General features: G+C 65.0%; 28 protein-coding genes. 14 read left to right on the top strand and 14 right to left on the bottom strand.

Going from position 1 to position 26,405, the window contains the following annotated elements:
* Window positions 1–181: 181 nt before the first annotated feature.
* From ACFWO3_RS11140 to ACFWO3_RS11150, 3 genes are all read right to left on the bottom strand, one after another.
* Window positions 182–859, bottom strand: a complete 678-nt coding sequence (locus ACFWO3_RS11140; protein ID WP_378577200.1) for a class I SAM-dependent methyltransferase — start codon at window positions 857–859, stop codon at window positions 182–184.
* 142 nt (window positions 860–1,001) lie between these two features.
* Entirely contained in the window at window positions 1,002–1,400 is a 399-nt protein-coding gene (locus ACFWO3_RS11145; RefSeq protein WP_378577202.1) for a type II toxin-antitoxin system VapC family toxin, read from the bottom strand.
* Complete coding sequence (locus tag ACFWO3_RS11150; RefSeq protein ID WP_378577205.1) at window positions 1,397–1,678, bottom strand: type II toxin-antitoxin system Phd/YefM family antitoxin; 282 nt, start codon at window positions 1,676–1,678, stop codon at window positions 1,397–1,399. The genes ACFWO3_RS11145 and ACFWO3_RS11150 overlap by 4 nt, the downstream gene beginning before the upstream one ends.
* Before the next feature lie 173 nt (window positions 1,679–1,851).
* Between ACFWO3_RS11150 and ACFWO3_RS11155 the strand changes: the two genes are divergently transcribed.
* Window positions 1,852–2,232, top strand: coding sequence for a hypothetical protein (locus ACFWO3_RS11155; RefSeq protein WP_378577207.1), 381 nt, complete (start codon window positions 1,852–1,854; stop codon window positions 2,230–2,232).
* A 324-nt stretch (window positions 2,233–2,556) separates the two neighbouring features.
* Window positions 2,557–2,778 carry a hypothetical protein gene (locus ACFWO3_RS11160; RefSeq protein WP_378577209.1) on the top strand — a complete coding sequence of 74 codons (222 nt, stop codon included), beginning with the start codon at window positions 2,557–2,559 and terminating at the stop codon, window positions 2,776–2,778.
* Window positions 2,779–3,109: 331 nt separating this feature from the next.
* Here ACFWO3_RS11160 and ACFWO3_RS11165 read toward each other — a convergent pair whose 3' ends face one another.
* From ACFWO3_RS11165 to ACFWO3_RS11180, 4 genes are all read right to left on the bottom strand, one after another.
* The gene (locus ACFWO3_RS11165; protein WP_378577361.1) at window positions 3,110–3,364 is read right to left on the bottom strand and encodes a HigA family addiction module antitoxin; all 255 of its coding nucleotides are present in this window, start codon (window positions 3,362–3,364) and stop codon (window positions 3,110–3,112) included.
* A gap of 34 nt (window positions 3,365–3,398) precedes the next feature.
* Window positions 3,399–3,680 (bottom strand): type II toxin-antitoxin system RelE/ParE family toxin, encoded by a 282-nt coding sequence (locus ACFWO3_RS11170; RefSeq protein ID WP_378577211.1) that lies wholly within the window; start codon window positions 3,678–3,680, stop codon window positions 3,399–3,401.
* A gap of 33 nt (window positions 3,681–3,713) precedes the next feature.
* Window positions 3,714–4,793: a redox-regulated ATPase YchF gene (ychF, locus tag ACFWO3_RS11175; protein WP_378577213.1), complete on the bottom strand. Its 1,080-nt coding sequence runs from the start codon at window positions 4,791–4,793 to the stop codon at window positions 3,714–3,716.
* Between the two features lie 63 nt (window positions 4,794–4,856).
* Entirely contained in the window at window positions 4,857–5,240 is a 384-nt protein-coding gene (locus ACFWO3_RS11180) for a CD225/dispanin family protein (protein WP_378577215.1), read from the bottom strand.
* A gap of 254 nt (window positions 5,241–5,494) precedes the next feature.
* Here ACFWO3_RS11180 and ACFWO3_RS11185 point away from each other — a divergent pair, with 254 nt between their 5' ends.
* Both ACFWO3_RS11185 and ACFWO3_RS11190 read left to right on the top strand, forming a co-directional pair.
* Window positions 5,495–7,789: a carbon starvation CstA family protein gene (locus ACFWO3_RS11185; RefSeq protein ID WP_378577218.1), complete on the top strand. Its 2,295-nt coding sequence runs from the start codon at window positions 5,495–5,497 to the stop codon at window positions 7,787–7,789.
* Window positions 7,786–7,977 (top strand): YbdD/YjiX family protein, encoded by a 192-nt coding sequence (locus ACFWO3_RS11190; protein WP_378577220.1) that lies wholly within the window; start codon window positions 7,786–7,788, stop codon window positions 7,975–7,977. Before ACFWO3_RS11185 ends, ACFWO3_RS11190 begins: the two co-directional genes overlap by 4 nt.
* Window positions 7,978–8,001: 24 nt before the next feature.
* On the opposite strand, the gene ACFWO3_RS11195 is transcribed toward ACFWO3_RS11190, so the two are convergent.
* A complete protein-coding gene (locus ACFWO3_RS11195) occupies window positions 8,002–8,367 on the bottom strand; it encodes a hypothetical protein (RefSeq protein ID WP_378577222.1) in 366 nt (121 codons plus the stop codon).
* A gap of 146 nt (window positions 8,368–8,513) precedes the next feature.
* On the opposite strand from ACFWO3_RS11195, the gene ACFWO3_RS11200 reads away from it, so the two are divergent.
* Window positions 8,514–9,758 (top strand): AI-2E family transporter, encoded by a 1,245-nt coding sequence (locus ACFWO3_RS11200; RefSeq protein WP_378577224.1) that lies wholly within the window; start codon window positions 8,514–8,516, stop codon window positions 9,756–9,758.
* On the opposite strand, the gene ACFWO3_RS11205 is transcribed toward ACFWO3_RS11200, so the two are convergent.
* Window positions 9,705–12,686, bottom strand: a complete 2,982-nt coding sequence (locus tag ACFWO3_RS11205; protein ID WP_378577226.1) for an AAA family ATPase — start codon at window positions 12,684–12,686, stop codon at window positions 9,705–9,707. The genes ACFWO3_RS11200 and ACFWO3_RS11205 overlap by 54 nt on opposite strands.
* Window positions 12,683–13,876, bottom strand: a complete 1,194-nt coding sequence (locus ACFWO3_RS11210) for an exonuclease SbcCD subunit D (protein ID WP_378577228.1) — start codon at window positions 13,874–13,876, stop codon at window positions 12,683–12,685. The genes ACFWO3_RS11205 and ACFWO3_RS11210 overlap by 4 nt, the downstream gene beginning before the upstream one ends.
* 99 nt (window positions 13,877–13,975) lie before the next feature.
* Between ACFWO3_RS11210 and ACFWO3_RS11215 the strand changes: the two genes are divergently transcribed.
* Window positions 13,976–15,139, top strand: a complete 1,164-nt coding sequence (locus ACFWO3_RS11215) for a DNA recombination protein RmuC (RefSeq protein WP_378577230.1) — start codon at window positions 13,976–13,978, stop codon at window positions 15,137–15,139.
* A 23-nt stretch (window positions 15,140–15,162) separates the two neighbouring features.
* On the top strand, window positions 15,163–16,035 hold the full coding sequence (locus ACFWO3_RS11220; protein WP_378577233.1) for a DUF6542 domain-containing protein: 873 nt from the start codon (window positions 15,163–15,165) through the stop codon (window positions 16,033–16,035).
* Here ACFWO3_RS11220 and ACFWO3_RS11225 read toward each other — a convergent pair whose 3' ends face one another.
* Window positions 16,036–17,049 (bottom strand): 4-hydroxy-3-methylbut-2-enyl diphosphate reductase, encoded by a 1,014-nt coding sequence (locus ACFWO3_RS11225; protein ID WP_378577235.1) that lies wholly within the window; start codon window positions 17,047–17,049, stop codon window positions 16,036–16,038.
* A 119-nt stretch (window positions 17,050–17,168) separates the two neighbouring features.
* On the opposite strand from ACFWO3_RS11225, the gene ACFWO3_RS11230 reads away from it, so the two are divergent.
* The 3 genes from ACFWO3_RS11230 to ACFWO3_RS11240 are packed head-to-tail and all read left to right on the top strand — an operon-like array spanning window position 17,169 to window position 19,247.
* Window positions 17,169–17,756 (top strand): lipid droplet-associated protein, encoded by a 588-nt coding sequence (locus ACFWO3_RS11230; protein ID WP_378577237.1) that lies wholly within the window; start codon window positions 17,169–17,171, stop codon window positions 17,754–17,756.
* Window positions 17,753–19,009, top strand: a complete 1,257-nt coding sequence (xseA, locus tag ACFWO3_RS11235; protein ID WP_378577239.1) for an exodeoxyribonuclease VII large subunit — start codon at window positions 17,753–17,755, stop codon at window positions 19,007–19,009. Before ACFWO3_RS11230 ends, xseA begins: the two co-directional genes overlap by 4 nt.
* Window positions 19,010–19,013: 4 nt before the next feature.
* Complete coding sequence (locus tag ACFWO3_RS11240; RefSeq protein ID WP_378577241.1) at window positions 19,014–19,247, top strand: exodeoxyribonuclease VII small subunit; 234 nt, start codon at window positions 19,014–19,016, stop codon at window positions 19,245–19,247.
* On the opposite strand, the gene ACFWO3_RS11245 is transcribed toward ACFWO3_RS11240, so the two are convergent.
* On the bottom strand, window positions 19,244–19,804 hold the full coding sequence (locus tag ACFWO3_RS11245; RefSeq protein WP_378577243.1) for a DUF4245 domain-containing protein: 561 nt from the start codon (window positions 19,802–19,804) through the stop codon (window positions 19,244–19,246). The genes ACFWO3_RS11240 and ACFWO3_RS11245 overlap by 4 nt on opposite strands.
* A gap of 164 nt (window positions 19,805–19,968) precedes the next feature.
* Between ACFWO3_RS11245 and glpX the strand changes: the two genes are divergently transcribed.
* Both glpX and ACFWO3_RS11255 read left to right on the top strand, forming a co-directional pair.
* Window positions 19,969–21,006: a class II fructose-bisphosphatase gene (glpX, locus tag ACFWO3_RS11250; protein WP_378577245.1), complete on the top strand. Its 1,038-nt coding sequence runs from the start codon at window positions 19,969–19,971 to the stop codon at window positions 21,004–21,006.
* A gap of 97 nt (window positions 21,007–21,103) precedes the next feature.
* Complete coding sequence (locus ACFWO3_RS11255; protein WP_378577247.1) at window positions 21,104–22,507, top strand: class II fumarate hydratase; 1,404 nt, start codon at window positions 21,104–21,106, stop codon at window positions 22,505–22,507.
* Window positions 22,508–22,560: 53 nt separating this feature from the next.
* Here ACFWO3_RS11255 and ACFWO3_RS11260 read toward each other — a convergent pair whose 3' ends face one another.
* On the bottom strand, window positions 22,561–23,418 hold the full coding sequence (locus ACFWO3_RS11260) for an acyl-ACP desaturase (protein WP_378577249.1): 858 nt from the start codon (window positions 23,416–23,418) through the stop codon (window positions 22,561–22,563).
* Window positions 23,419–23,562: 144 nt separating this feature from the next.
* Between ACFWO3_RS11260 and ACFWO3_RS11265 the strand changes: the two genes are divergently transcribed.
* Together ACFWO3_RS11265 and ACFWO3_RS11270 are read left to right on the top strand one after the other, a co-directional pair.
* Window positions 23,563–25,179, top strand: coding sequence for a serine hydrolase (locus tag ACFWO3_RS11265; RefSeq protein WP_378577363.1), 1,617 nt, complete (start codon window positions 23,563–23,565; stop codon window positions 25,177–25,179).
* Window positions 25,176–25,601: a limonene-1,2-epoxide hydrolase family protein gene (locus tag ACFWO3_RS11270; RefSeq protein WP_378577251.1), complete on the top strand. Its 426-nt coding sequence runs from the start codon at window positions 25,176–25,178 to the stop codon at window positions 25,599–25,601. Before ACFWO3_RS11265 ends, ACFWO3_RS11270 begins: the two co-directional genes overlap by 4 nt.
* A gap of 57 nt (window positions 25,602–25,658) precedes the next feature.
* Here the strand turns inward: ACFWO3_RS11270 and ACFWO3_RS11275 are convergent, their stop codons facing one another.
* A complete protein-coding gene (locus tag ACFWO3_RS11275; RefSeq protein ID WP_378577253.1) occupies window positions 25,659–26,255 on the bottom strand; it encodes an esterase in 597 nt (198 codons plus the stop codon).
* Window positions 26,256–26,405 lie beyond the last annotated feature (150 nt).

The raw sequence follows: 26,405 nt of genomic DNA on the forward strand, positions 1-26,405 counted from the left end.
GGTCACCAGCCAACCGTAAATCAGCAAAGCCCCGCATCGCCGACATGTCGCAGTGGCCACGGGTAGGGGGGACCATTCCGTCGCGGAGGCGGTAGAGGCATGTGCAGGCGTCCGCTCGGTCGGCAGGCACCAGGCGGGAGCGTTTCCTCGACGGGAAAATCTTGCGCGGTTTCGCAACGTTCTACGTACCGCGACAGGAAGGATGCTCGCCAGAGATGTTGCATACAAGAACGTGGAAGGCGCCTGGGCCGTTTCCTATGCGTCGATCGTCGACCGAGGCGAAACCAGCCTCGCGCAACAACGCGATGATCTCCTCGATCGGCCTCAGTCGGAACCCATGCCGAGTGAAAGGCATTGTCGACATCTGGCCGGGGTCACCGACTCCCAACACCAGTCGGCCTGTCGGCCCCAACACTCTCACGACTTCGCGCAGAGCTGCGGCAAGGTACTCGACGAAGTAGATCGTGTTCGTCGAGACGATTGCGTCCAGCGACGCGTCCGCGAAGGGCAGACGCTCCATACGCGCTTCATGGAGGTACAACCGCCCAATGGAGATGTCATGGGCGAACCGATGGGCCGCCTCGGCGAGCATAGTGGCGGACATCTCGACGCCGTGCACAGAACCAGTGGGGCCGACGCTCCGCAAGAGGACCTCGAGGCCGACTCCACCGCCGAAGCCGATGTCGGCGACAATCGCATCACGGTCTGCGACGTCGGCTGATTCGACAGCTGCGATCACGGCCGACCGGTTGCCTCGATTGAGCAACCGCCCGACCACTCGACCAGCAAATCCGGTTGGCTGTCCGAGCTGGCAAGCGAGAGCGGCGAGTACGCGATCCGCAAGTAGCATGACGCCCATCCAATCATCGTCGATCGACGACCGCGGTCGTATTGTCCAGCTCCGTATGCGACGCTCGGCCATTTGCTCAGACATTGAACGGAACTCGATTGCGTATCCGCACGAAGACGCGTCTGACCGACCGACGCCAGCGTCGCCGAGGTCACCCCGATGGTGCGATCACGTCGAGCCCCGCGGACCGGGCCGCCTCACCAAGCCTGCGATCGTAGGTGAGGACTGCCGAGGCGTCGAGCCGCATCGCAGCCTCCAGATGGAGCGCGTCCAGAGTGCGCAGGTACGGCATCGGCAGGAAGCCCGCACTGCGGTAAACCGCACGGTCGAGGGCCGCGAGCGCGACTCCATCCAGGACGCTCGTCACATCGGACTGAGCGAGGCCCTCCCGGACTGCCACGCGCCGCAGTTCTGTCTCGAGCAGATCGCTGGAGACCAGCCTGGCCGGGGTGTTGTCGAGCCATTCAAGGAGAGCCGCACTCTCGGGCTGGTCGATCAGTAGTGCGCCAAGAGCAGAGGTGTCGACGTAGACGACCGGATGAAAGGTCACAGCCGGTCGCCGCGCAAGTCATCGAGGGTTGCGGAGAGACTCTGCTCCGCGGTCTTGCGCTCGATGGCCAACGTGGCCCAGCCACCCTCGCGTCGAGCGGGGCGGGCAATCTTCAATGCGGGGGCTGGCGCGTCCAACGGCACGATTCGACCCACGGGCACGCCGCTGTTTGTCAGAACGAAGGATTGCCCCTCGCTCACTGCGCGGAGCACGCGGCCGGACTCATTGCGCAACTCACGCTGCGACAGCCTCTCGACCTGGGGTTCGTTAACACTCACGGCTCAATCGTAGCGCATGTGCGACACATAGAACGAGATTCAACCGCGGTATGCATCGGAAGCCCCGCTCGCTAACGCAAGACGTGGACATCCGGCGTAATGCACGACACTGCCATGCTCGAGTTCGTGACGACACGAGGCGCGATGGCAATCATTCTGGCTACCATGGATGGATGAAGAGCCCCCGGGTGCTTCAGATCGGTATTGACCCAGCGGTTGTCGACTTCTCTCCTTGGCCAGGTCAAGACGCCGACGGTCTCCGCGCTCGCCTCGACGAGGCTGGCGCGGCGCTGCGAAATGCAGGATTCGACGTCACCGTGTGCCTGATGCCGAACGACGAAGCCATGGCCGAGTCGACGTTGAGACAGTTCCTCGCCGACGGCACCTTCGACGTGGTCGAGATTGGATCCGGGTTGAGGACCTCCCACGAGTACACGCTCGTCTTCGAACGGGTCGTCAACACCATTGCCGCCATCCATCCGGGAATCCCGTTCTGCTTCAACGATTCGCCGGAGACGACGCTAGATGCCGTACGCCGCGGCCTCGCACGGTGACGCGGAACTCCAGCCCGTCGGATTCCTCGACTCAGACGTTGATCGAGACTCAACTACACGTTGAATCGGAACTCGACCGAGTTCCGGCACAGACCAACCTCTGAGCACACCTGACGACTCGACGTGGCCGCAATGAGTGTCTGGGCCACCTGCGAGACTTCCCAAGAGGCCACCACGTCGACGTCGGAACGGAACCCCATCGCTTCCTCGAGCCCCCACGCACTCGTGCATGGACTCGGACAGACGTGGGCTTCACCGCGTCGGCGAGGTCGGCGGCAGCGGCGGTCTCAGGGCTCATCGCTTCCCGGTAACCGAGACTCGCAAGTGCGGCGCGCACTGCCCCGCGCCAAGGTGATCTTCGAGTGCGGGGCGCAGCGAGTCGTCGTCACGCCACCGCTCCCCGGCCGCGATGACTGCCACCGAGTCGCCAAGCCCCAGTCGCGCAGCGATCACATCCGCCACTGCGGCCGCGTTCCGGAGACAGCCGACGACGACCTGGGCACCCGCCTCGTCGAGGATCGTGGTGATCGTGGATCCGTTCGGTGAGAGCAGGACGAGTCTGGGAACGCGGGGTGCGGTGAGCAGGGCCGCGGGCGACAGCGAGAGGGGGTCGGCGAGTCCGGCAGAGTCGACTCGAGCTGACCGACTGCCAGGACAGCGTCATGGTCACGAGCGAAGGCTGCCGCGTCGGGGCCTTTCCACCGGTACGGGAAGACGTACATCCCGCGCTCGACCGCGACGCACACGGACGTCGAGAAACTCAGGACGTCGACGACTACCGCCAGATCCGCTTCCCCGCCTGGTGCGCCCACAGGGCCCCAGTCGAACCTCCCGGTATGGCGGTGCTGACCGAATACTGCCTGCCGATCGGGCGAGTTCACGCGACGCTCAGCGGCGTGATCGAAGCGATCTGCTCCCCTGCCAGGTCCTCCGCACGGTCGAGCTCGTAGTGGCTCTGCAGATTGATCCAGAACTCCGCCGACGTACCGAAGTACTTCGCGAGGCGCAGGGCGGTGTCCGCCGTGATCCCCCGCTTGCCATGCACGATCTCGTTGATCCGCCGCGGCGGTACGCCGATCGACACTGCCAACTTGTTCTGGGTGATTCCGAACCCCTCGATGAAATCCTCCATGAGGACCTCGCCCGGGTGGATCGGCGCGATCTTGTCAGTGGTAGTCAACGATCTCCACCTCCTCCGGTCCGGCGGCCGTCCATACGAAACAGATCCGCCACTGGTCGTTGATCCTGATGCTGTGCTGCCCGGCACGATCACCCTTGAGAGCTTCGAGCCGATTGCCAGGTGGGACGCGGAGATCCTCGATGGACTCCGCTGATCCCACCTGACGAAGCTTGCGCAGTGCGACCCGATGGATCCTCGAATCGATCGAGCGCACGCGCTCACGACGCCACAGCCGTTCAGTCGCCTTGTCGCCGAACGATCTGATCACACGACCAGCATATAACGGAGAACGTCAATAACGCTAGACGTTAAACCTGAACTCGACGACGTCGCCGTCGGACATGACGTAGTCTTTGCCTTCCATACGCACCTTGCCTGCAGCCTTGGCCGCAGACATCGAGCCGGTCTCGTCCAGGTCGGCGAAAGACACGATTTCGGCCTTGATGAAGCCGCGCTCGAAGTCGGTGTGAATGACACCGGCCGCCTGCGGTGCGGTGTCGCCCTTGTGGATGGTCCAGGCACGCGATTCCTTGGGGCCCGCGGTCAGATAGGTCTGCAAGCCCAAAGTGTGGAATCCGGTGCGGGCCAGTGCATGAAGTCCGGGCTCGGACTGGCCGATCGAGTCGAGCATCTCCTGACGGTCCTCTTCGTCGAGCTCGAGAAGCTCCTGCTCGACCTTGGCGTCGAGGAACACGGCGTCCGCCGGCTGAACCGAAGCGCGCAGTTCGGCAACCTTCGCCTCGTCGGTCAGGACCGCCTCGTCCGCGTTGAACACGTAGAGAAACGGTTTCGTGGTCAGCAGGCTCAGCTCACGCAGCAACGAGAAGTCCAGCTTGTCCTTGACGCTGAACAGGGTCTTGCCCTCGTCGAGGAACGCCTGGGCTTTCACGGCCTCCTCGTGCAGCGGCTTGAGTTCCTTGTTCTTCTTGGCTTCCTTCTCGAGACGCGGCAGCGCCTTCTCGAGGGTCTGCATGTCGGCGATGACCAACTCCGTCTCGATGACCTCGATGTCCGATGCGGGATTCACCTCACCGTCGACGTGAACCACGTCGTCGTCGGCGAACACGCGAACCACCTGACAGATTGCGTCGGCCTCACGAATGTTGGCGAGGAACTTGTTGCCCAGGCCCTGCCCCTCGGAGGCACCCTTCACGATGCCGGCGATGTCCACGAAAGACACCGTTGCCGGCAGGATCCGCTCGGACCCGAAGATCTCGGCAAGCCTGGTCAGACGCGGGTCCGGCAACTCCACCATGCCTACGTTGGGCTCGATCGTGGCGAACGGATAGTTCGCGGCGAGCACGTCGTTGTTGGTCAGGGCATTGAAGAGAGTCGACTTGCCGACGTTGGGCAGTCCGACGATTCCGAGGGTAAGGCTCACGGTCTGTGGATTCTACGGCCTCGCCTCTTCGGCGGCGCCACCAGTCGAGGGTGAAGGTCTCGTCTAACGCGCAGCGGCGTCGCCGATCGACGCGATCATGGCGACGATGAATATCACGTAGACGACCACGAACAAGATCATCAGTCCGACCCACACCCACAACGCGATCTTTCCGAGCTGCTTCGCACGGTCGGAGGCGTACTGGGCGCCCTGATAGTCGCCCATCGCCCACTTGGGATAGACGTCGTGGACGTGGTTGAACGCGCTGAAGGCGAGGGGCCAGAAGAACAGGACTGCCGCGACCGCCCATCCCGCATTGGAAGGCGGGAGCGGCGGTGCGCTCGGTGAACCGACCGGGGCCGGCGGGAATCCCTGCTGCGGATACCCCTCATGCGGGTATGCGGGCTGCGCATGGCTCTGCGGCTCGAACCCCTGATTTTCGGACATGATGTGCATCCCCCTCCATCGTGAGCCGACACTGCGTCGGCCGCGAACGTCCGAATCTAGTCGACCCGAGGCCGCAGTCGACAAGGGACCGCACATCGCAGATTTCGGCTCGCTCGGCGCAAACCTTCCTGAATCCGGACCGACACACCTAGGGTGACTGGGGCCACAAAGCGGTGGCCGTGTCGACGAGGGTCCGTGCCACACAATGGCGTCGAGCCTTTTCGGCACTCGGGAAGACTGCTGAGGAGTCGCGGATGGCCATACGAATGGCACGAAAAAGTTCACCCGAGCCCGAGGTGGAGTATCTGACGACAGATCCGGACATACCTCCCGTCGGGGTCGTCGAACAGGCCCGCATCTCCCCCACGGCACGCGTCGCCTTCCTGATCATCGGCCTCCTCGGTGGTGTCGCGTGGGCGATGATCGCTGTGGTCCGCGGCGAGCAGGTCAATTCGGTGTGGTTCGTCGTCGCCGCCATCTGCACCTACCTGATCGCATACCGCTTCTACGCCAGGCTGATCGAGAACAAGATCACCCGGCCTCGCGACGACGTGGCCACGCCTGCCGAAATCCTCGAGAACGGCAAGGATTACATGCCGACCGACCGGCGCGTGCTGTTCGGACACCACTTCGCAGCCATCGCCGGTGCAGGCCCGCTCGTCGGCCCCGTTCTGGCCGCACAGATGGGCTACCTGCCGGGCACGCTGTGGATCATCCTCGGCGTCGTGTTCGCAGGCGCGGTCCAGGACTTCCTCGTGCTGTGGATCTCCACGAAGCGACGCGGCCGAAGCCTCGGCCAGATGGCGCGCGAAGAACTCGGCGTCGTCGGTGGTGCCGCGGCCCTGATCGGCGTGTTCGTCATCATGATCATCCTCATAGCGGTGCTGGCACTGGTCGTGGTGAACGCCCTCGCCGAGAGCCCATGGGGCGTCTTCTCCATCGCCATGACCATCCCGATCGCACTGTTCATGGGTGTGTACCTGCGCTATCTGCGGCCGGGCCGCGTGTCCGAGGTGTCCCTCGTCGGTGTCGTACTGCTGCTCCTCGCCATCGTCGCGGGTGGTTGGGTCGCCGAAACATCCTGGGGCGCCGACTGGTTCACCCTCTCGAAGGCCACCATCGCGTGGCTGATGATCGCCTACGGTTTCGCAGCCTCGGTGCTGCCCGTCTGGCTTCTGCTTGCTCCGCGCGACTACCTGTCGACGTTCATGAAGGTCGGCACGATCGCACTCCTCGCCGTCGGCATCCTGGTCGCGCAACCCACCATCAAGATGCCCGACGTCAGCAGCTTCGCGATCGACGGCACCGGCCCCGCGTTCGCCGGTTCACTGTTTCCGTTCCTGTTCATCACCATCGCGTGCGGAGCCCTGTCCGGCTTCCACGCGTTGATCTCGTCCGGAACCACGCCGAAGCTGCTCGCAAAAGAGAAGCAGACCCGCATGATCGGGTACGGCGGCATGCTCACCGAATCGTTCGTCGCGATCATGGCCCTCGTCACGGCCTGCATTCTCGACCAGCATCTCTACTTCGCACTCAACGCGCCCGAAGCTCTGACCGGGGGCACGCCCGAGACTGCAGCGGACTACGTCAACGGCCTCGGACTGAACACTCCGGACATCTCACCGGAAGTACTGTCCGGTGCTGCCGCGGATGTGGGTGAAGAATCGATCATCTCCCGCACGGGCGGTGCTCCGACTCTCGCCTTCGGCATGTCGGAAGTGCTCAGCCAGTTCCTGGGTGGATCGGGACTGAAATCGTTCTGGTACCACTTCGCGATCATGTTCGAGGCGCTGTTCATCCTCACCACTATCGACGCCGGAACCCGAGTGGCGAGATTCATGCTCTCCGACTCGCTCGGCAACTTCGGCGGACCCGCCCGGAAGTTCAAGGATCCGTCGTGGCGCGTGGGTGCATGGTTCTGCTCACTGGTGGTCGTCGCGGCATGGGGCGCAATCCTGCTGATGGGCGTCACCGATCCGCTCGGTGGAATCAACACGCTGTTCCCCCTGTTCGGCATCGCCAACCAACTCTTGGCCGCGATCGCGCTGACGGTGGTCCTCGCCATCGTCATGAAGAAGGGCCTGTTCAAGTGGGCGTGGATTCCCGGAGTCCCGCTCGTATGGGACCTCGTGATCACCATGACAGCGTCGTGGCAGAAGGTGTTCTCCCCCGACACCAAGATCGGGTACTGGTCACAACACAACGCTTTCAAGGACGCGAAAGCCGCCGGTGAGACCAGCTTCGGATCCGCGAAGACCCCCGAAGCCATCGATGCCGTCATCCGCAACACGTTCATCCAGGGCACCCTGTCGATCGTGTTCGCAGTGTTGGTTCTGATCGTGGTCGTTGCCGGGGTCGTGGTGTGCGTCAAGGCATACCGCGCAGGCTCCCTACCGACAACCGAGGATCCCGAGCAGCCCTCACGGATCTTCGCTCCTTCCGGTTTCCACACCACGCAGGCCGAAAAAAAGCTGCAGAGGCAGTGGGACGAGTACGAGCAAAACGGCGACCTCGCGCCGCTGGATCCGGACGGGGCGCCGACCCGATGAAACATGTGGTGCACGTACTGCGAGGCATCTGGTGGTGGTTCGGCTCTGTGATGGGCGACCACGACTACGCACGATACGTGCACCACATGCAGCGCGTTCACCCCGGAGCTCCGATTCCCACCGAACGGGAATACTGGCGAACACGCCACGCCGAAGCCGAGGCCAACCCGGGCGCCCGCTGCTGCTGACCCGGAAGTCGGCGCTGCTGCCGGTCAGGGGCAGGCGACCTTGGCCATCTCGTAGATCTGCCGGGCCTGGTTGTCGGTCGGCTCGGCGCCGTTGTTCTCCGCGCGCTCCTTGATGTCCGCCTGTACCCCCTGCTCGTCGGAGGATTCGGCGAGGTCACCACAGGTGTCGTCGAGGATCGCCTTGATGTCCTCGTCGGATCGCCCCTCGGCCAGTGGAGAGAATGCCGCCTTGAACGACGCGACGAAGGCAGCCGATTTGGCGTCGTCCAAGGCCGTGTGCGCAGATGTCGCCGCACTCCCGGCGGTGTTGCCCGCCTCATCCCCCGAACCACATGCGGCCAGTCCGCACACCACGAATGCCGCTGTGCACAACGCTGCTGCGAGTTTCATAGTCCGGATCGTAGGCAACGCGGGTCGGCAACCGAACACGAACGCGCAACCCCGAGGGGCATCACCGCAGGATCTCGAGGATCACACCAGTAACATTGGGTTCGCCGTGCCCACGCCCGGCACTGCCCAGCCTGGAAGGACGATCTGTGAGCGACAGCGCAACGCCCGCCACCGAGCAACAATGGGGTAAACCCGATCGTGGGCACCTGATCGGGCGTGGGGGCCTGTGGCTCGCAAAATGGTCCCTCGTCCTCGTCGCCATCTCGCTCGCGGCGTTCATCCTCGGATGGGTCGTCGAGGAACTCTGGGTCATCATACTGCCGGTCCTGTTGGCAATCGTCGTGTCGACGGTTCTCTGGCCCCCGACCCGCGCAATGACGAAACGAGGCATTCCGCCCGCCGCGGCCGCCGGCCTCACCTTGATCCTCTTCATCTCGATTCTCGCCGGTGTCATCGCGGGCATCGTTCCATCGATCGTCTCCCAGGCACCCGAGCTCGGCAACAAGGCCACCCAAGGCATCAACCAGGTGCAGGACTGGTTGAAGGGCCCGCCGATCAACCTTCAGGACGAGCAGATCGACAACGCGGTCCAGACGATCGTCTCGAAGGTTCAGGAGAGCGCAAGCACGATCGCAACAGGAGTCTTCACCGGTGTGAGTACGGCAGGCTCCCTGCTGGTCACGATGGGTCTGGTGATGGTCCTCTGCTTCTTCTTCATCAAGGACGGCCCCCGGTTCATTCCCTGGCTGCACCAAGTGAGCGGGCGCCGCGCCGGAGTCCACATCGAAGCCGTGCTGGTCCGCATGTGGGACACCCTCGGTGGGTTCATCCGCACCCAGGCACTCGTGAGCCTCATCGACGCCGTGTTCATCGGCGCCGGGCTGCTCATCCTCGGTGTGCCATTGGCTCCGGTGCTGGCAATCCTGACCTTCATCGGTGGCTTCATCCCGATCGTCGGCGCCTTCGTGGCGGGTGCGCTCGCGGTGCTCGTCGCGCTCGTCGCCAACGGCTTGACCACTGCGTTGATCGTGCTGGGAATCATCATCGCCGTGCAGCAGATCGAAGGAAACGTGCTGCAGCCGATTCTGCAGAGCAAGAGCATGAAATTGCACGCCGTGGTCGTTCTTCTCGCGGTGACCGCGGGCGGGTCCGTCTTCGGAATCGTGGGCGCATTCCTGGCCGTGCCGGTAGCGGCCGTCGCCGCTGTCGTGGTCCGATACCTGGGCGAGCAGATCGATCACCGCGCCACGGAACCGGATGCCGTTCCCACCGAGGGCTCGCACAAGCTGTCCGATCGAACCGACAGCGAGGACCCCGGATCCGAAGACGACGAGAACTCAGCCGGCGACGACCTCGAGGGTCGATCCGAATCGTCCACGGATCACGTGTAACCGACTCGGGATGCGCTGCCGCATCTCGTCCACGTGACTGACGATTCCCACGACTCGGCCGCCGTCACGGAGTTCGTCCAGAACCGACATCACCGAATCGAGCGTGTCCGCGTCGAGGGTGCCGAACCCTTCGTCGATGAACATCGTGTCCAGAACGACGCCACCGGACTCCGCGGCCACCACGTCGGCGAGGCCGAGTGCGAGGGACAGCGAAGCGAGGAAGGACTCGCCACCCGACAGGGTCTTCGCGGAGCGCACGGTGCCGGTGTAGTCGTCGCGGATGTCGAGGCCGAGGCCGCCCCGTTTTCCGCGTGGACCGGCCTCGTCACTGTGAACGAACTCGTACCGTCCGCCGGACATGCGACGCAGACGCACCGACGCGGACAACGCGACCTCTTCGAGCCGGGCTGCCAGTACATACGACCGCAACGACATCTTGCGCGCATTCTGTCCGCGCCCGGCGATCAGCTCGGCCAGGGCGGCGAGTTCCTCGTGCGCCTCCCGTTGCGGCGTCACCTTGGCGGTGGCCTTCATCAGCTGTGCTGTGTGCCGCTCGACGTCCTGGAGGCGACGTTCTGCCTCCGAAGCAGCGGCGACAGCGGCATCGACGACATCGCTCTTCTCGGCATGCGCAGCTCGCACCGTATCCAGTGCAGGCGGTGCAGAATCGGAAATGGCTTCGACGTCCGGTTCGGCGAGCACAGCTCGGGCACCTGATTCGACGTCTCTGGCTTCGGCGAGCAGGGTGTCGAGTGCCGCTTGGCGATGGTCGTCGCGAACCGCAGCCAGGGCGTCGGCGATGCTGTCGAAACCCGCTTCGCGCGCGGTCGACTCGGTCTTGGCGAGTTGTTTCGCGGCCTCTGCGGTAGCTGCGACTGCTGCGTCCCGCGCGTCGGCGAGCTCGGAGGCCCGCTCCACCAGAGACTTCACGCGACGACTGCGTGTCAGCACATCGCCGTCGTCACCTGCCGCTGCCTCGATTCGCGTGCGCAACTTCTCGGCCTCGGTGATCGCAGACGCCAGCTTCTCGGTCAGGGTGGCAACTTCGGAGTTCAGTTCGCGACTGCGCGTGTGAAGCGCCGACTCGGATTCACGGATCGCACGGAGCGCATTCGCTCGCGTGTCGAGTTGCCCTGCGAGGTCGCTGGTGTGCGACAGCTCGGACTCCGCCGCAGCAGCGGCGCTCGACAGCTCGTCGACGTCTTCGTCTCCCCCACGCTGTTCGAGAAGAACGATCGCCCGCTCCACGGTCGCCACGGCGTCCTTGGCCTTCACCAGCGCGCCCGCGGCGGCCTGCTCGGCCTTCACAGCACGGTCCTCGTCCGCCTTCGTCACCGATCGATCGGTGGCTTCCGCAGGGCGAGGATGGTCCGTGGACCCGCATACCTGGCACTCTTCACCCTTCACGAGCCGCTGCGCCAGTTCGGCTGCCATGCCTGCGATCCGGCGCTCCCGCAAGTCGAGTAGGTGCTCGCGAGCGTCGAGGTGACCGGTCTCGGCCACGACTGCATCCTTCTTGGCCGCCGTGAGTTCTGCTCGGCGAGTGCGCAACTCGATCGCAGCATCCGCTGCATCCCTGGCACGTCGATGAGTGTCCTCGAGTGCAGCAAGCGAGTCCTGCGCCCGCCGGGCGGCGTCCAGATCCGCTTCTGCCGCCTGCAATGCGGCGGGAACATGCTCGAGCTCCGTGACGACGCGTTCGGCAGCAGATGCACTCGCGTCTCGGCGCACCCGGAAGGTTTCGATGCGCTCGTTCAGATCCTCGAGAGTCTTCACCTCGACGAGGGCTGCGTCGAGTCGTACGAGGTCGTCGCCCCACTCCCGGACCTGCGTCCGCAGCACCTCTCGCTCGTAATCTGCGGGCGGCCAACCGATCTCGGCGAGCAGCGCTTCACTTCCGACGACTGTGCGCAGGTCCGCTTCCGTCTGCCGGGCTTGTTGCAAGGCGCCCGCCTCGGATTCTCGTACCGAGACGAGCTCGTCGTTCAATGCCGCGACGGGCTTGGCTCGGCGGGCCGCGTCGAGTTCGGCCGAAGCCCCCTCGATGTCGGCCTTCCTCTCTTCGTTGCGCGCGAGGGCGGCAAGCGCGCGGTCGCGGCGGGCGTGCAGATCGACCAGGCGCCGCGCCTGCGTCAGCGCCTCGTGGGTGGCAGCCGCTTCCTCTTTCGCCCGGTACAACGAGTCCGCGAGGGTGTCGCGAGTCTCGGACAGCTGATCTCGAAGCTTCACCGCCCACGTGACCGGGTCCGCGTCCGCCCCGGCTTCGAGCCCCGACGCTGTTCCGATCCTCGCGACGAGAATGTCGACTTCGCGCTCGGCCTGGTCCAGGTCGTGTCGACTCTTCTTGCGCCGGGCTACGAACCAGTCCTCCACCGTTCCGAATTTCTCGGTGTCGAACAACCTCTCCAACAGTTGGCCGCGCTCCTCGTTGTCCGCGCGGAGGAACTTGGCGAACTCCCCTTGCGGTAGGAGCACGACCTGAAAGAACTGATCGGCGCTCATCCCCATCAAACGCCCGATCTCGTCGGCGATGTCGGGGATTCGTGACAGATTTTCGCCGTCGCGGTCGAGCCACGTCAGTGTCGCCTTCGCGTTCTCGACCAGCGACCCCGAACCGCGCTTCTTGGGACGTTCGTATTCGGGGCTTCGGGTCAGGCGCAGGCGGCGGCCACCGATGGTTGCCTCCAGTTCGACTCGTGGAACCGACCCGGCAGGGGCGTGATCGGACAGCAGGCGTTTGCCCTCACGCCGCGCTCCGGGCACGGTGCCGTACAGCGCGAACGCCACGGCGTCGAGAACTGTCGTCTTGCCGGCACCGGTCTGGCCGTGCAGGAGAAACAGCCCGTCCGCACCCAGTCGGTCGAAGTCGACGCTCACGGCGTCGGCGAACGGGCCGAACGAGCGCACTTCGAGGTGATGGAGCCTCATGCAGTCTCGTCCAGCACATCCGCGCCGACCGCCGATGCTGCCTCGACCTGTGTGTCGACTTCGTGATCGGCATGACGCAGGGCGGCCTCCATCAATCGGACCTCACCGTCGGAGGGCTCGCTCCGTACGTCCGCGACGAAGCTCCGCGCGATCTCGAGATCGCTGCGCCCGTGCACCTTCTCCCGGTACCGCAGATCCGCCAGTCCGTCCGGGCGCTGCCATTCCAGGTGCACCGCATGCGGGAAACGTGCCTGTAGGGATCGCATCGCGTCGATCGGACGAACGGGGTCGGTGAGTACGGCAGAGACGTAATGGTCCTCGGCATAAGCGAACTCGTCACCGTTCACCAGCTCGTCCAGAGTGCCCGACAGCTGTGTCAGGTCGCGCACCACCGGGAGATCGACTCTGCCGACCTCGGACACGCCGTCCGCGTCGAGGTCGATCAGGAAGACGGCCTTGCGATGGGAACGCTCCCCGAAGGAGTACGGCAACGGAGAACCGGAGTAGCGCACCGTGTCGGTCAGTGTCTGCGGTGAATGCAGGTGTCCGAGCGCGACGTAGTCGACCCCGTCGAACGCAGACGCCGACACCGTCTCGACGCCGCCGACGGAAATCGACCGCTCGGAGCCCGTTGCCTCGCCGCCCACCACGAACGCGTGCGCGAGAACCACCGAACGCCTGCCGTCCGCGTGCTCGGCGATATCGCCCCGCACCCGGTCCATGGCAACGTCGAGAATCTCCGCATGCGATCGAGCGGTGGGCACGTTCAATTGCGCGCGCGTGATCTCCGGCTCCAGGTAAGGAATCCCGTAGAACGCAACGGTTCCGTGCTCGTCCTCGAGTTCGACCGGGCTCGAAATCTGGTCGACTCGCGTGATGAGGTGCAGCCCACCGGCGCCCGAGAACGCGGCTCCGGCACCGAGCCTGGCAGCGGAATCGTGGTTACCGGAGGTCGCGACGATTACCGCGCCGGCGGCGCGAATCGCCTCGAAACCCTTGTTGCAGACCAGAACGGCGTCACCGCTGGGAATCGAGCGGTCGTACACGTCACCGGGAACCACCACCACGTCGACCGAGTGCTCCGCCACGACGGCTGCGATGGCCTCGAGCGCCTGCTCTTGGTCGGCGAGCAGGTCGACGCCGTGAAACGTGCGGCCGATGTGCCAGTCCGAAGTGTGCAGGATCCTCATGGCCAGAAACGCTAGAGGAACCGACCGACAACACCGGGGACCTCACCCCCGTGGTGCGTCCCACATCGACTGTCGGTGCCCTGTTGCATCATCCGTCTCATGAATGCACTCACGGCACTGGGAATGCTCGTCGCCCTCGTCTTGGGATCGGTGGTCGGCTGGCTGTTCCACGCCGCACGCGCGGGTGATCGAGCTGCCCGGGCAGAAGCTCAGCTCTCTGCGCTGAGGGACAACGAGCGGCTCCTGCGCCAATCGCTGAGCGCCGTCAACGAGGAATCCGCGCGCCGGCATTCGGGAGCCATCGGCGACCAGATCTCGCGGCTCGTCGGCCCGCTACACGAAGCTGTGGGGGCGCTCGCCCAACAGGTCGACCACGTCGAGCGTGATCGGGTATGTGCATACGCCGGTCTCAGCGAACAGGTGGCGGGGATGCACCGCACGTCTGCGACGCTCTCCTCCCAGACCGGTCAGCTCGTCACCGCCCTGCGTGCACCGCAAGTTCGCGGACGGTGGGGTGAGATCCAGCTCGAGCGCGTCGTCGAGCTCGCCGGCATGGTGCGGCACTGCGATTTCGACACTCAGGTTAGCAAGGACGGAACCCGACCCGACCTTTTGGTGTATCTGGCGGGCGGAAAGCAGATCGTGGTCGATGCCAAGGTGCCGTTCGCGGCTTACCTCGACGCCGCACAGGACGAGGATCCGGCAGCACGAGACCGCCATCTGGTCCGGCACGCCAGGCAACTACGCACGCACATCGATCAGCTGGCCGACAAGCGGTATTGGGAGTCCTTCGACCCCACCCCGGAGTTCGTCGTCCTGTTCGTACCGGGTGATCCGTTCCTCGATGCTGCCCTGTGCGCCGATTCGGACCTTCTCGAGCATGCGTTCTCACGAAACGTGATCATTGCCACCCCGACCACACTGATAGCCCTCCTACGCACCATTGCGCACACATGGCGCCAGGAGGCGCTCTCCGAAGATGCCGCGAAGATCCATCAACTCGGCCGCGAGCTGTACGGCAGGTTGGGCATCGTCGGTGGTCACCTGGACAAACTGGGCGGCCAACTCGGCAAGGCCGTCGACTCCTTCAACTCGACGGTGGCCTCGATGGAGTCGCGTGTCACCGTCACCGCGCGCAAATTGAACGACCTCGATCTCTTCGAGGGCGAGATCTCCGAGGTCAGCGCGGTGGATTCGTGGCCGCGGCGAACGAATCTCGCAGATCTTTCGGCCTCACACGGTCACGCCAACGAAGCTAGTTAGCCGGTAGCCGCTAGTGTCGTTGTGTGTCTGCAACCCAACGTGCTCGCTCCGGCGTGCCGCTCGACAAGCAGTCGATTGTCACGACGGTTCCCGGTTTTCCCTGGTGGGGCGTCGTATTGCTCGGCGCCGGTGTCACGGCCGTCGGTTTTCTGGTCGACGCCGCCCGAGGCTCCGAACTCACCGCCGCTTTCTCGACCTTCTATTTCCTCGGCTGTGTCGGCGCTGCAGTGGCCGCCAGCAACCGTGCGTTGTTCACGGCAATGGTGCAGCCGCCCCTGATTCTCTTCGTCGGCGTTCCCATCGCGCAGACGCTGATCGGCGACGGCATGGGGGCGGGCATCAGGGACATCGCCATCAACGTGGCATATCCACTGGTCAATCGTTTTCCGGTGATGTTGGCTGCCACGATCGTCGCGGTGGCGATCTGCGGTGCACGGATATTCTTGCTTCAGAAGCGCCGTAACGGACCCGCACGCCCCTCGACACGTCGTCGCACGCCCCGCTCCGAGCGAGACGGCGCCCCGAGCCGCCGCGGCACCACCCGGTCCGGCTCGGCACGGGAAGAAAAGTCGACACATCAGAACAGCACGCCCAGAAGCGCCGGACGCCCACCTCGCCGCGATTCGTCGAAGGACCCGGTCGGGCAGGGTCGCCGCGCCTCCGCCCCTGCGAACGATGGCCGTCCGACCCGGCCACGGCGCTCCGCCACCCCGCCGCCGCGCGGCCAGGCTACGTCGGGTCGTCCGTTCGCGGATCGCACGCACCGTGAGCCTCCGCCGCGGCGAGAGCCGAGTCCGCGCCCCAGAGCCTCCGCGGAAGTGCCGGCGCACCCGATACCGCAGGTGCGGTACCGGGATCGCTACGAGCCGCCGTTCGAGTCCGAGCGGCGCTACTGACTAGCTGGTCCGCGCCGCGCGCAGTTCGCGGGGCAGGGCGAACACCAGGGTCTCGTTTGCAGTGGTGACCGGTTGGACGTCGTGGAAACCGTGCTCCGCGAGCAGGTCGATGACGCCGGTCACCAGAATCTCCGGCACCGAGGCACCCGACGTTATGCCCACGGTCTGCACTCCTTCGAGCCAGGCCGGATCCACCTCGCGGGCGTAATCGACCAGGTGCGACGCACGGGCACCGGCCCCGAGCGCAACCTCCACCAGCCGCACGGAGTTGGACGAGTTGCGTGAGCCCACCACGATCACCAGATCACATTCGGGGGCCATGGCCTTCACGGCCACCTGGCGGTTCTGGGTGGCGTAGCAGATGTCGTCGCTGGGCGGATCCTGCAGAGCCGGGAAACGCTCCCGCAGTCGGGACACCGTCTGCATGGTCTCGTCGACGCTGAGCGTGGTCTGGGAAAGCCAGATCACCTTGGACTCGTCGCGAACCTCGACGGCGTCCACCGAGTCCGGGCCGTCGACAAGCTGTACGTGATCGGGAGCTTCTCCGGCGGTTCCTTCGACTTCCTCGTGTCCTTCATGGCCGATGAGGAGAATGTCGTAGTCGTCTCGCGCGAAACGCTTCGCTTCCTGGTGCACCTTGGTGACCAGGGGGCACGTTGCGTCGATGGTGCGGAGCTGACGCTGCGCGGCCGACTCGTGGACCATCGGGGAAACGCCGTGCGCGGAGAACACAAGCAGCGCACCCTCGGGCACCTCGTCCGTCTCGTCGACGAACACGACACCCCGGTCGCTCAGCGTCTCCACGACATGACGGTTGTGGACGATCTCCTTGCGGACGTAGATGGGCGCCCCGTGCTTTTCGAGCGCCTTCTCGACCGTCTCCACAGCCCGGTCGACCCCGGCACAGTAACCGCGTGGCTCGGCGAGCAGCACTCGCTTCGCCCCGCCCGCGCGCGAGCCGCCCGCGTCTGCCGAACGTGTGATCCCCACAGTGAGTGGAACAGCAGAAGACATGGCACCAGACTACGGGTAGCGCCGTACCGGGGACACTCACGGCGCTCGGATCACAGTAGTTGGCGACGCACTGGGCACGTCGGCTACCAAATTCGGAGTGATTCAGGCAGGCTGTGGGCATGATTCGTCCACCGTTTGCTGCACGTGTCGCCGCCGGAATCGCCGTCACGGCCGTCGAGGAAGCGCGTCGGCTTCCTACTACCGCGGTGACTCTGCCCATGACCGCGGTCAGCCAGTTCCTGCAGACCACCATGCGCGTACAACAGTCGATGACGACGCTGGCCATCAAGGGTGACCAGGCGTTTGCGCTCGTGCACTGGACGAACGAGGAAGAACAACCGGAGTGGGCGTCCTTCGACGAAGACGAACCCTCCCCCTCGCCGGCACCCGAGCCCGAGGACCGCAATGGGGCGCAAGGACGGTTCGCGCTCTATTCGCTGGGCCCCGACGACGCGCCCGCGTCCCCGACGTCCACCAACGGGGCGAAGACCCCCGCCGCCACACCGAAGCCTCGCAAGGTGCCCGAGCCGGAGATCGCGGTCTACCTCGACTACGGGACTCTGACGTTGGCTCAGCTGCGGGCTCGCCTCCGGAATCTTTCCGTCGAGGACCTGTCCACCCTGTTGGAGTACGAGAACGCCACGCAGGGCCGCGCCCCGTTCCAGACCATGCTCACCAACCGGATCACCAGCGCCAAGGCCAAGTGACCTCCGCTCAGTCTCGATCGGCAAGCTCCGCAGCAAGCTCCGCCGAACAGCCATGGCCCGTCCGCACGGTGTCGATGAAGGTCGCCCAGTGGATCGACCGCCTCGGCAGTGTGTGGGTCGAGGGCCAGTTGACGCAGGTCAATGCCCGCCCCGGCACCCGTACCGCTTTTCTGGTTCTGCGTGATCCGTCGGCGGACATGTCGCTCTCCGTGACGTGTTCGCCGCAGATGCTGCAGAACTCGCTCGTCCCGCTGACCGAGGGCAGTCGGGTCGTCGTCAACGGAAAGCTGTCCTTCTACACGGGGCGGGGTTCGATTTCGCTCCGTGCCACCGAGATCCGGGCGGTGGGCGTCGGCGAACTCCTGGCCAGGATCGAACGCTTGCGGGCCCTGCTCGCGGCAGAAGGATTGTTCGATCCGCGACTGAAGCGTCCGTTGCCGTTCCTGCCCGGCACCGTCGGCCTCGTCACAGGTCGAGCAAGTGCTGCCGAACGCGACGTGTTGAGTGTCGCGCAACGCCGCTGGCCTGCCGTCCGCTTCGAGATCCGCAACACACCGGTCCAGGGACCGACCGCGGTGCCGCAGATCCTCGAGGCATTGAAGGAACTCGATGCCGATCCGCACGTCGATGTCATTGTCCTCGCCCGCGGCGGCGGCAGCGTCGAAGACCTGCTCCCCTTCTCCGACGAGACACTGTGTCGGGCGATCGTCGCGTGCCGCACACCGGTCGTGAGCGCCATCGGCCACGAACCTGACAGTCCGCTGTCCGATCATGTCGCGGATCTGCGGGCGGCCACCCCGACGGACGCCGCGAAACACGTCGTACCGGACGCGGTGGCCGAACAGGCCCTCGTCTCGGAATTGCAGGCTCGCAGTGCTGCGGCGCTACGCAGCTGGGTACGACGAGAAACGCACCTCGTCGAGCAACTGCGGAGCCGGCCTGTCCTCGCCTCGCCGTGGCGGGCACTCGACGATCGGGCCGATCACATCGATCAACTCCGCAGCGCCGGAAGGCGGGACATATTGCGGGCGATCGCCGCGGAGAGCACCACCGTCGAACACCTACGCGCCCGCCTCACGACCCTCGGGCCTGCGGCGACCCTGGCGCGCGGCTACTCGGTCGTGCAACGCGTCGTGCTGGACGGAGAGCCAGAAGTGCTGCGGTCGGTGGACGACGCCCCGCCTGGAACTCAGATACGTGTGCGTGTTGCCGACGGCGCAGTTCGCGCCGCGGTGATGGGAAAGGACAAGTAGCCGGATGAGCGAAGAGAACGACACCCCCACACCCGTTGCCGAGCTCGGGTACGAGGCGGCCCGCGACGAATTGGTGGACGTCGTGAAGATCCTCGAACAGGGCGGCCTCGACCTCGATGCTTCACTGTCCCTGTGGGAGCGCGGTGAGGCCCTCGCCAAGCGTTGCGAAGAGCATCTCGAAGGCGCGCGGACCCGTGTGGAGAAGGCGATCGCGCATTCCGACGACGAAGAAGTCTAGGAGTCGAGGGGCTCCGCCGCCCCAACCGCGGCAGCCAACTCTCGGAACTCCTCGTCCGATCCACTGCCCGTCACCGCGATACGCGTCTGCGTGAAATCCGAGGTCCAGATCGGCTCGACACCCTCGCCACCGTAGAGAACCCAGGTCCTGCCACCGATGTCCTCGCTGCCCGTGGCCGTACGCGGCTCTCCTGCGATGAAGGTCACGAGCGGAGTTTCGTCGGCGTCACTCTGCGTCAGCTGCACGTACCGGCCGGGTGGCGTGATGAAACCGACCGTGCTCGAATCACCCCCGCCCACGAACGCGCGGCTACCGGAATTGGGGGTCCAGCCTTCCGGCACGTCCGGGTGCCGGATCGGGAAGCCGAGTTCCCGCGCGTCGTACGTCAGCGCCGCATCGACGTCGAAGCTCGGTATGGGTCCACTCGTCGGTCCCCCCGGGCTGAACGTGCACTGACTCGCGATTCCCGCGATGATCACACAGAACAGCACGAGCGGTACGAGTGACCACACCATGTCGCGGTTGTTCTGCAGAATGCGGGGTTTTTCAGATGCCACGCGTACCAGTATCCAGGGTGGGTGCGGGTTCGACGATTCTCGGTCCCGTGAAATGTGACCCAGCAGCGAGGTGCGCGTCCGTTTCTGGGACAATCTTCGAAGAATTCCATCCGAACCGGCCGATCACCTTCGGCCGACCGTGACTTCAGCAGGAGGCACCGCCCATGACGGCCAGCACGTCGAGTCGCCGCGAGATTCCCGACCGCAACCTCGCTCTCGAGCTGGTCCGGGTCACCGAGGCGGGCGCGATGGCCGCCGGTCGTTGGGTCGGCCGTGGAGACAAGGAAGGCGGCGACGGAGCCGCTGTCGACGCGATGCGCAAGCTCGTCCACAGTGTGTCGATGCGCGGCGTCGTCGTGATCGGTGAGGGCGAGAAGGACGAAGCGCCCATGCTGTTCAACGGCGAAGAGGTCGGCAACGGCGACGGGCCGGACTGCGACTTCGCGGTCGACCCTGTCGACGGCACCACCCTGATGTCCAAGGGCATGCCGAACGCCATCTCGGTGCTCGCGGTGTCAGAGCGCGGCGCCATGTTCGACCCATCGGCAGTCTTCTACATGGAGAAGATCGCCGTGGGCCCCGAGGCCGCCGATGTCGTCGACATCACGGCACCGGTGTCCGAGAACATCAAGCGGGTCGCCAAGGTCCGCAAGGCTTCGGTCTCCGACGTGACGGTGTGCATCCTGGACCGTCCGCGGCACGCAGAACTGATCCAGCAGGTTCGTGAGACCGGCGCCCGCATCCGCCTGATCTCCGACGGTGACGTCGCCGGCGCGATCGCCGCGGCACGTCCGGAGTCGGGCACCGACATGCTGATCGGTACCGGCGGCACCCCGGAAGGCATCATCGCCGCCGCTGCCATGCGCTGCATGGGCGGCTCGCTGCAGGGTCGTCTCGCACCGACCGACGACGCCGAGCGTCAGAAGGCGATCGACGCAGGCCACGATCTCGACCGTGTCCTGACCACGGAAGATCTCGTTTCCGGAGAGAACGTCTTCTTCTGCGCCACCGGTGTCACCGACGGCGACTTGCTGCGCGGCGTGCGGTACTACGGCGGCGGCGCCTCGACGCAGTCCATCGTGATGCGGTCGAAGTCCGGAACAGTGCGGATGATCGACGCATACCACCGGCTCGAGAAGCTCCGTGAATACTCGACCGTCGATTTCGACGGCGACGACAACGCGGTACCGCCGACCTTCTGACATATCACGAAAGCGACCGCCACCGATGATCGATCATCGGTGGCGGTCGCTTTCGGTAGGTCCCCACACAGCTGTCGCCCGTGGCATCCTCGATGCCATGGGCGACAACAACGAACAGCAGTACCGGATCGAACACGACACGATGGGCGAGGTTCGGGTGCCCGTCGATGCATTGTGGCGTGCGCAGACACAACGTGCCGTGGAGAACTTCCCCATCAGTGGACGGCCGTTGGAACGCACCCAGATTCGCGCTATGGGACTGCTCAAGGCTGCATGTGCCAAGGTCAACCGGGATCTCGGACTGCTCGACGCCGAGAAGGCCGACGCAATCATCGCCGCCGCGAACGAGATCGCCGAGGGCGGCCACGACGACCAGTTCCCCATCGACGTCTTTCAGACCGGCTCGGGCACCAGTTCCAACATGAACGCCAACGAGGTCATCGCGTCCATCGCGAAGAACAACGGCGTGGATGTGCATCCGAACGACGACGTCAACATGTCTCAGTCGTCGAACGACACCTTCCCCACCGCAACACACGTCGCGGCCACCGAAGCGGCCGTCACGACGTTGATCCCGGCGCTCGATCATCTGCGGCTCGCGCTCTTGGACAAGTCGCAGGAATGGCGCACGGTGGTCAAGTCGGGCCGCACGCACCTGATGGATGCCGTACCCGTCACCCTCGGTCAGGAGTTCGGTGGCTACGCACGCCAGATCGAGGCGGGGATCGAACGGGTGCAGGCGGTGCTGCCGCGCCTCGGTGAGCTGCCTATCGGCGGTACTGCAGTGGGAACGGGACTGAACGCACCGGACGGGTTCGGTCCGAAGGTTGTTGCCGCGCTTGTCGAGTCGACGGGTGTCGATGCACTTGTTCCCGCCACCGACAGTTTCGAGGCTCAGGCTGCGCGGGACGGTCTGGTCGAGGCTTCCGGCGCACTTCGCACTATTGCGATCTCGCTGACGAAGATCGCGAACGATGTCCGGTGGATGGGGTCGGGTCCCCTGACCGGCCTCGGTGAAATCCAGCTTCCCGATCTGCAGCCGGGCTCGTCGATCATGCCCGGCAAGGTGAATCCGGTACTACCGGAAGCGGTTACCCAGGTCGCGGCGCAGGTGGTGGGCAACGACGCCGCAGTGGCATGGGGTGGCGGCGGTGGGGCCTTCGAGCTCAACGTGTACATCCCGATGATGACGAGGAACGTCCTGGAGTCGTTTACGTTGCTGGCGAACGTGTCCCGCTTGTTCGCGGATCGCTGCATCACCGGACTGGTCGCCAACGAGGAACATCTGAAGACCCTCGCCGAGTCGTCCCCGTCCATCGTGACGCCGCTGAACTCGGCGATCGGCTACGAGGAGGCCGCGGCGGTGGCCAAGGAGGCCCTGAAGGAGAAGAAGACCATCCGCCAGACCGTTGTCGACCGCGGACTCGTGGGCGAGAAGCTCAGCGAAGAAGAGCTCGACAAGCGGCTCGACGTTCTCGAAATGGCGAAGGTTCGAAAGTAGCGGAATCGGTTTCGCTCGCAGGCCGGGGTCACCGGCCTGCGAGCGAAACTGAATCAGAGAAGGGCAGCGAGCTTCTGTCGCGCCTGTTCCGCGTCGTCGCTCAGTCCCGTGCGCTCGGCCACCGACCATTCCCGCAGCAGCGGTGCGAACACATCCTGGTTCTGCCTTGCCGGATCGTAGATTCCGGCCTCGGCCAGGCGAGCCGTGCTGTCCGAACCGTCGAGAAGGTCGACTCGTGGAACCTCGAACCGGTCGACCGCCGACGCCACGGCGATCATGGTCTGGTCGGGTGCGATGTCGAAGGCCGCCGCGACGAGGTTGCTGTAGAACGTGGCCTGAAGCTCGTCGTCCTTCGCGATGCGGTCTGTGATGGTGGCGACGAGCGGGTCCGAACCGAGCCGCGCAGTGTTGCGGTGACGCACCGCTGCTGCCGCCTCGTCGAACGCCGAGTGCGCGAGCATCTCTGCGAGGTGCATCGGGGGGAGATCGAATCCACGCACCATGTGCTTCATACGGTCGCGTTCGAGCGCCACCGGATCGACTGCACGGGTGAGCACGAGGTAGTCACGCAGCACGATCGACTGACGGTTCTCCTCGGCCGTCCAACGACCGACCCAGGTCCACCACGGGCCGACCAGGCCGAACGCGTGAGCGAGTTCGCGGTGGTGACTCGGCATGTTGTCGGCAATCAGGACGCTCACGGTGAGTGCGAGAGCTTCGACATCACTGAGCTTCGACTGCTCGGGTGCCCAGTCCTCGCCGCCCATGAAGGCGAAGTTCCTGCCGCTGTCCCACGGCACGAACTCGTGCGGCTGCCACCCATCTGCGGCAGCAATGTGCCGATCCAGGTTCTCCTGCACGACGGGTGCGAGTTCGCTGAGCAACTGTGAGTCGTTGATGTCGGTCGGCATCCGCACACCGTACTTGCCTCGAGTGTCCGGAACGAGACCCAGGTCGCAAAAAATCGGTACTACTCCGAAAACATCCAGGTCAATCGTGTCGGATCGATACTCTGAAGGAACCGGGGGACACTGAGCGCCGATCGAGGCCGAATGATGCGAACGAACCGCAGTTTCCCAGTCGTCTGTGCGCTGGCCCTCACAGGGGCTCTCGTGGCCGCCGGTTGCACTTCCGAGCAGTCCACGCCGGACAGCACCAGCCAAGCCCCGAACCAGACCGAAGATGCATCACCTCCCGACCCGGGCACGGTCGCCGGAGTGGAGATTCCGGCCGGGCAGATCGATGACGCAGTCTCGGAACTGGACGGGCTGGTCGACTCACTCATGTCCGATTCCGGCGTGCCGGGAATGTCCGTCGCCGTGGTCCACGACGGCCGGACCGTCTACGCGAAGGGCTTCGGCGTCCGGGAAGAGGGCGCTGACCGAACAGTGGACGCCGACACCGTTTTCCCTCTGGCATCGGTGTCCAAGTCGGTCGGAGCGACGGTGGTGGCGCACGAGGTCGGAACCGGGACCGTCGATTGGGACACACCGGTAACCGAACACCTGCCCTGGTTCGCATTGAACGACCCCTGGGTGACGGAGCACCTGACCATCGCCGACCTGTACGCGCACCGCTCGGGGCTGCCCGACCACGCCGGCGATCGCCTCGAGGACCTGGGGTACGACCGAAGGCAAGTCCTCGAACGCCTCCGGCTGCTGCCACTCACTCCCTTCCGAAGTACCTACGAGTACACGAACTTCGGTGTCACAGCCGCTGCCGAGTCGGTTGCAGCGGCCGCAGGAAAGGATTGGGCGACACTGTCGAACGACGCACTGTACGAGCCGCTCGGAATGACGTCCACGAGCTCCCGCTTCGTCGACTACGAGGCCCGGCCGAACCGCGCCGTCGGACACCAGTTGATCGACGGGGAGTACGTTCACGACACCGCCCGTCAGCCGGACGCGCAATCCCCCGCCGGTGGAGTCAGCTCGTCGGCGAACGACATGGCCGCGTGGCTGAAGATGTTGCTCGGCGACGGCACCGCGGACGATCGCCACATCGTCGACGCGGACGCGCTCCTCCCCGCCATCACGCCGCAGATCGTTTCGAGCCCGGCACAAAGTCCCGATTCGCGCGCCGGCGCATACGGCTACGGGTTCAACGTGTCGACAAGCGCTGCGGGACGCACGACGATCAGCCACTCCGGCGGCTTCCAACTCGGTGCGGCCACCAATTTCATGGCAATCCCGTCGGCTGACGTCGCGATCGTCGCCCTGACGAACGGATCGCCGATCGGTCTCCCCGAGACCCTCACGGCCGAGTTCGCGGACCTCGTCCAGTTCGGCGAGATCCGAGAGGACTGGCGAAGCATGTACGCGGGTGCCTTCGCACCGATGAACGAACCCGAGGGAGAACTGGTCGGCGCGGAAGCTCCGTCGTCACCTACCCCGCCTCGACCTCCCGACACCTATGCCGGAACGTACGAGAACCCCTACTGGGGTCCGGCACGGGTGGAGGTCGACGCTGGACAGCTCTACCTGGTGATCGGACCGGACGGCGAACGTCGGCCACTCGAACACTGGGACGGCGAGACCTTCACCTTTACGATCTCGAACGAGAATGCACCACCGGGGACCGTGTCGAAAGCGACTTTCGCGGGCAATGCCGTCACCCTCGAATACTTCGACGAAGGCGGACTGGGACGATTCGAACGAGGAGAACATCAGTGAACGGAACGCAGAATCGACCGGACGGACGAACACAGACTGTTGCTGTCGTTCGCGATTTCCTGTCGGCACTCGAAACGGGCGAGATAGACGCGGCCACAGCACACCTTCACCCCACAATCGTGTGGCACAACGTATCGCTGCCGAAAATTGTTGGCATACGGCGGGTTAATCGAATTTTGCATGGCATGGAGCGGTACTCCATCGGATTCGAGGCTCGACTACATCACATCGCCGGCACCGAATCCGCGGTACTCACCGAACGCACCGACGTTCTGCAGTGGCGCCGATTCCGGATGGAGTTCTGGGTGTGCGGCACGTTCGAGATCGAAGACGGGCGAATAGCGGTGTGGCGGGACTACTTCAGCGCAAAGAATTTCGCGTGGGCGATGCTGCTCGGACTTGTCCGAAGCGTGCGCTCCTGAAGCAGAAAGCCGGGTGCCCCGCGACTGTACGTCGCGGGGCACCCGGTCTTCGGAGAACTAGTTGTTCACGACCTCGGTCTGGTCGTCGATGAACGTGATCGAACCGTTCGCGAAGTCGCTGCCGAGGCCACCCTCGATCGGGTGCTCGTCGCTGGTCGGGTAGCCGAGCTCGCCGCCCGCGCCGCCGCCCTCGGTGTAGGTCTCGAGGATGCGCCCCTGAACGACATGCGCATCGGTGTCCGGGCTCCAGAAGATCGTGCCGCCGTCGAAGGCAATCGACTTGCCGCCGTTGGGACCTTCTTCTTCGCCGCCGGTCGGTGCGCCGAGGTAACCCGTGGGTCCACCCAGCTCGTTGTACTTGGCTGCGAGGTCACCGCTTACGGTCACTTCTTCGCCACCGGCAGTCGGGATCTTGGTTTCACCAGCTGCGCCGGCTTCACCTTCGGCACCGGCTTGACCTTCGGCACCGGCTTCACCGGAGGCGTCGGCCTCGCCCGACTCGCCTGCGCCGTTGGCTGCGCTCTCGGCCTGGCTGGTGATGCTGGAAGCTGCGTCACCAGCCGAGGAATCGTCATCGCCACAGCCCACGAGGACCAGTCCTCCGAGCGCAACTGCTGCGGCCAGACCGGTGGTTCGGCGTGTGATTCGGTTCATCGTAAAACCCCTACTCCTTCAGACAGACAGCTTCTGGCAATTGCGGTATGAGCCTAACCCCAAGATTGCGTCAATTGTCAAAGATGAGTGCAATTGGCCGCAACGGGTACTTCTCGAAACATATGTCCGAACTGGGTCTGTCACAGTTCA

The organism is Rhodococcus sp. NPDC058521, from assembly GCF_042719695.1.
Lineage (GTDB): Bacteria > Actinomycetota > Actinomycetes > Mycobacteriales > Mycobacteriaceae > Rhodococcus_F.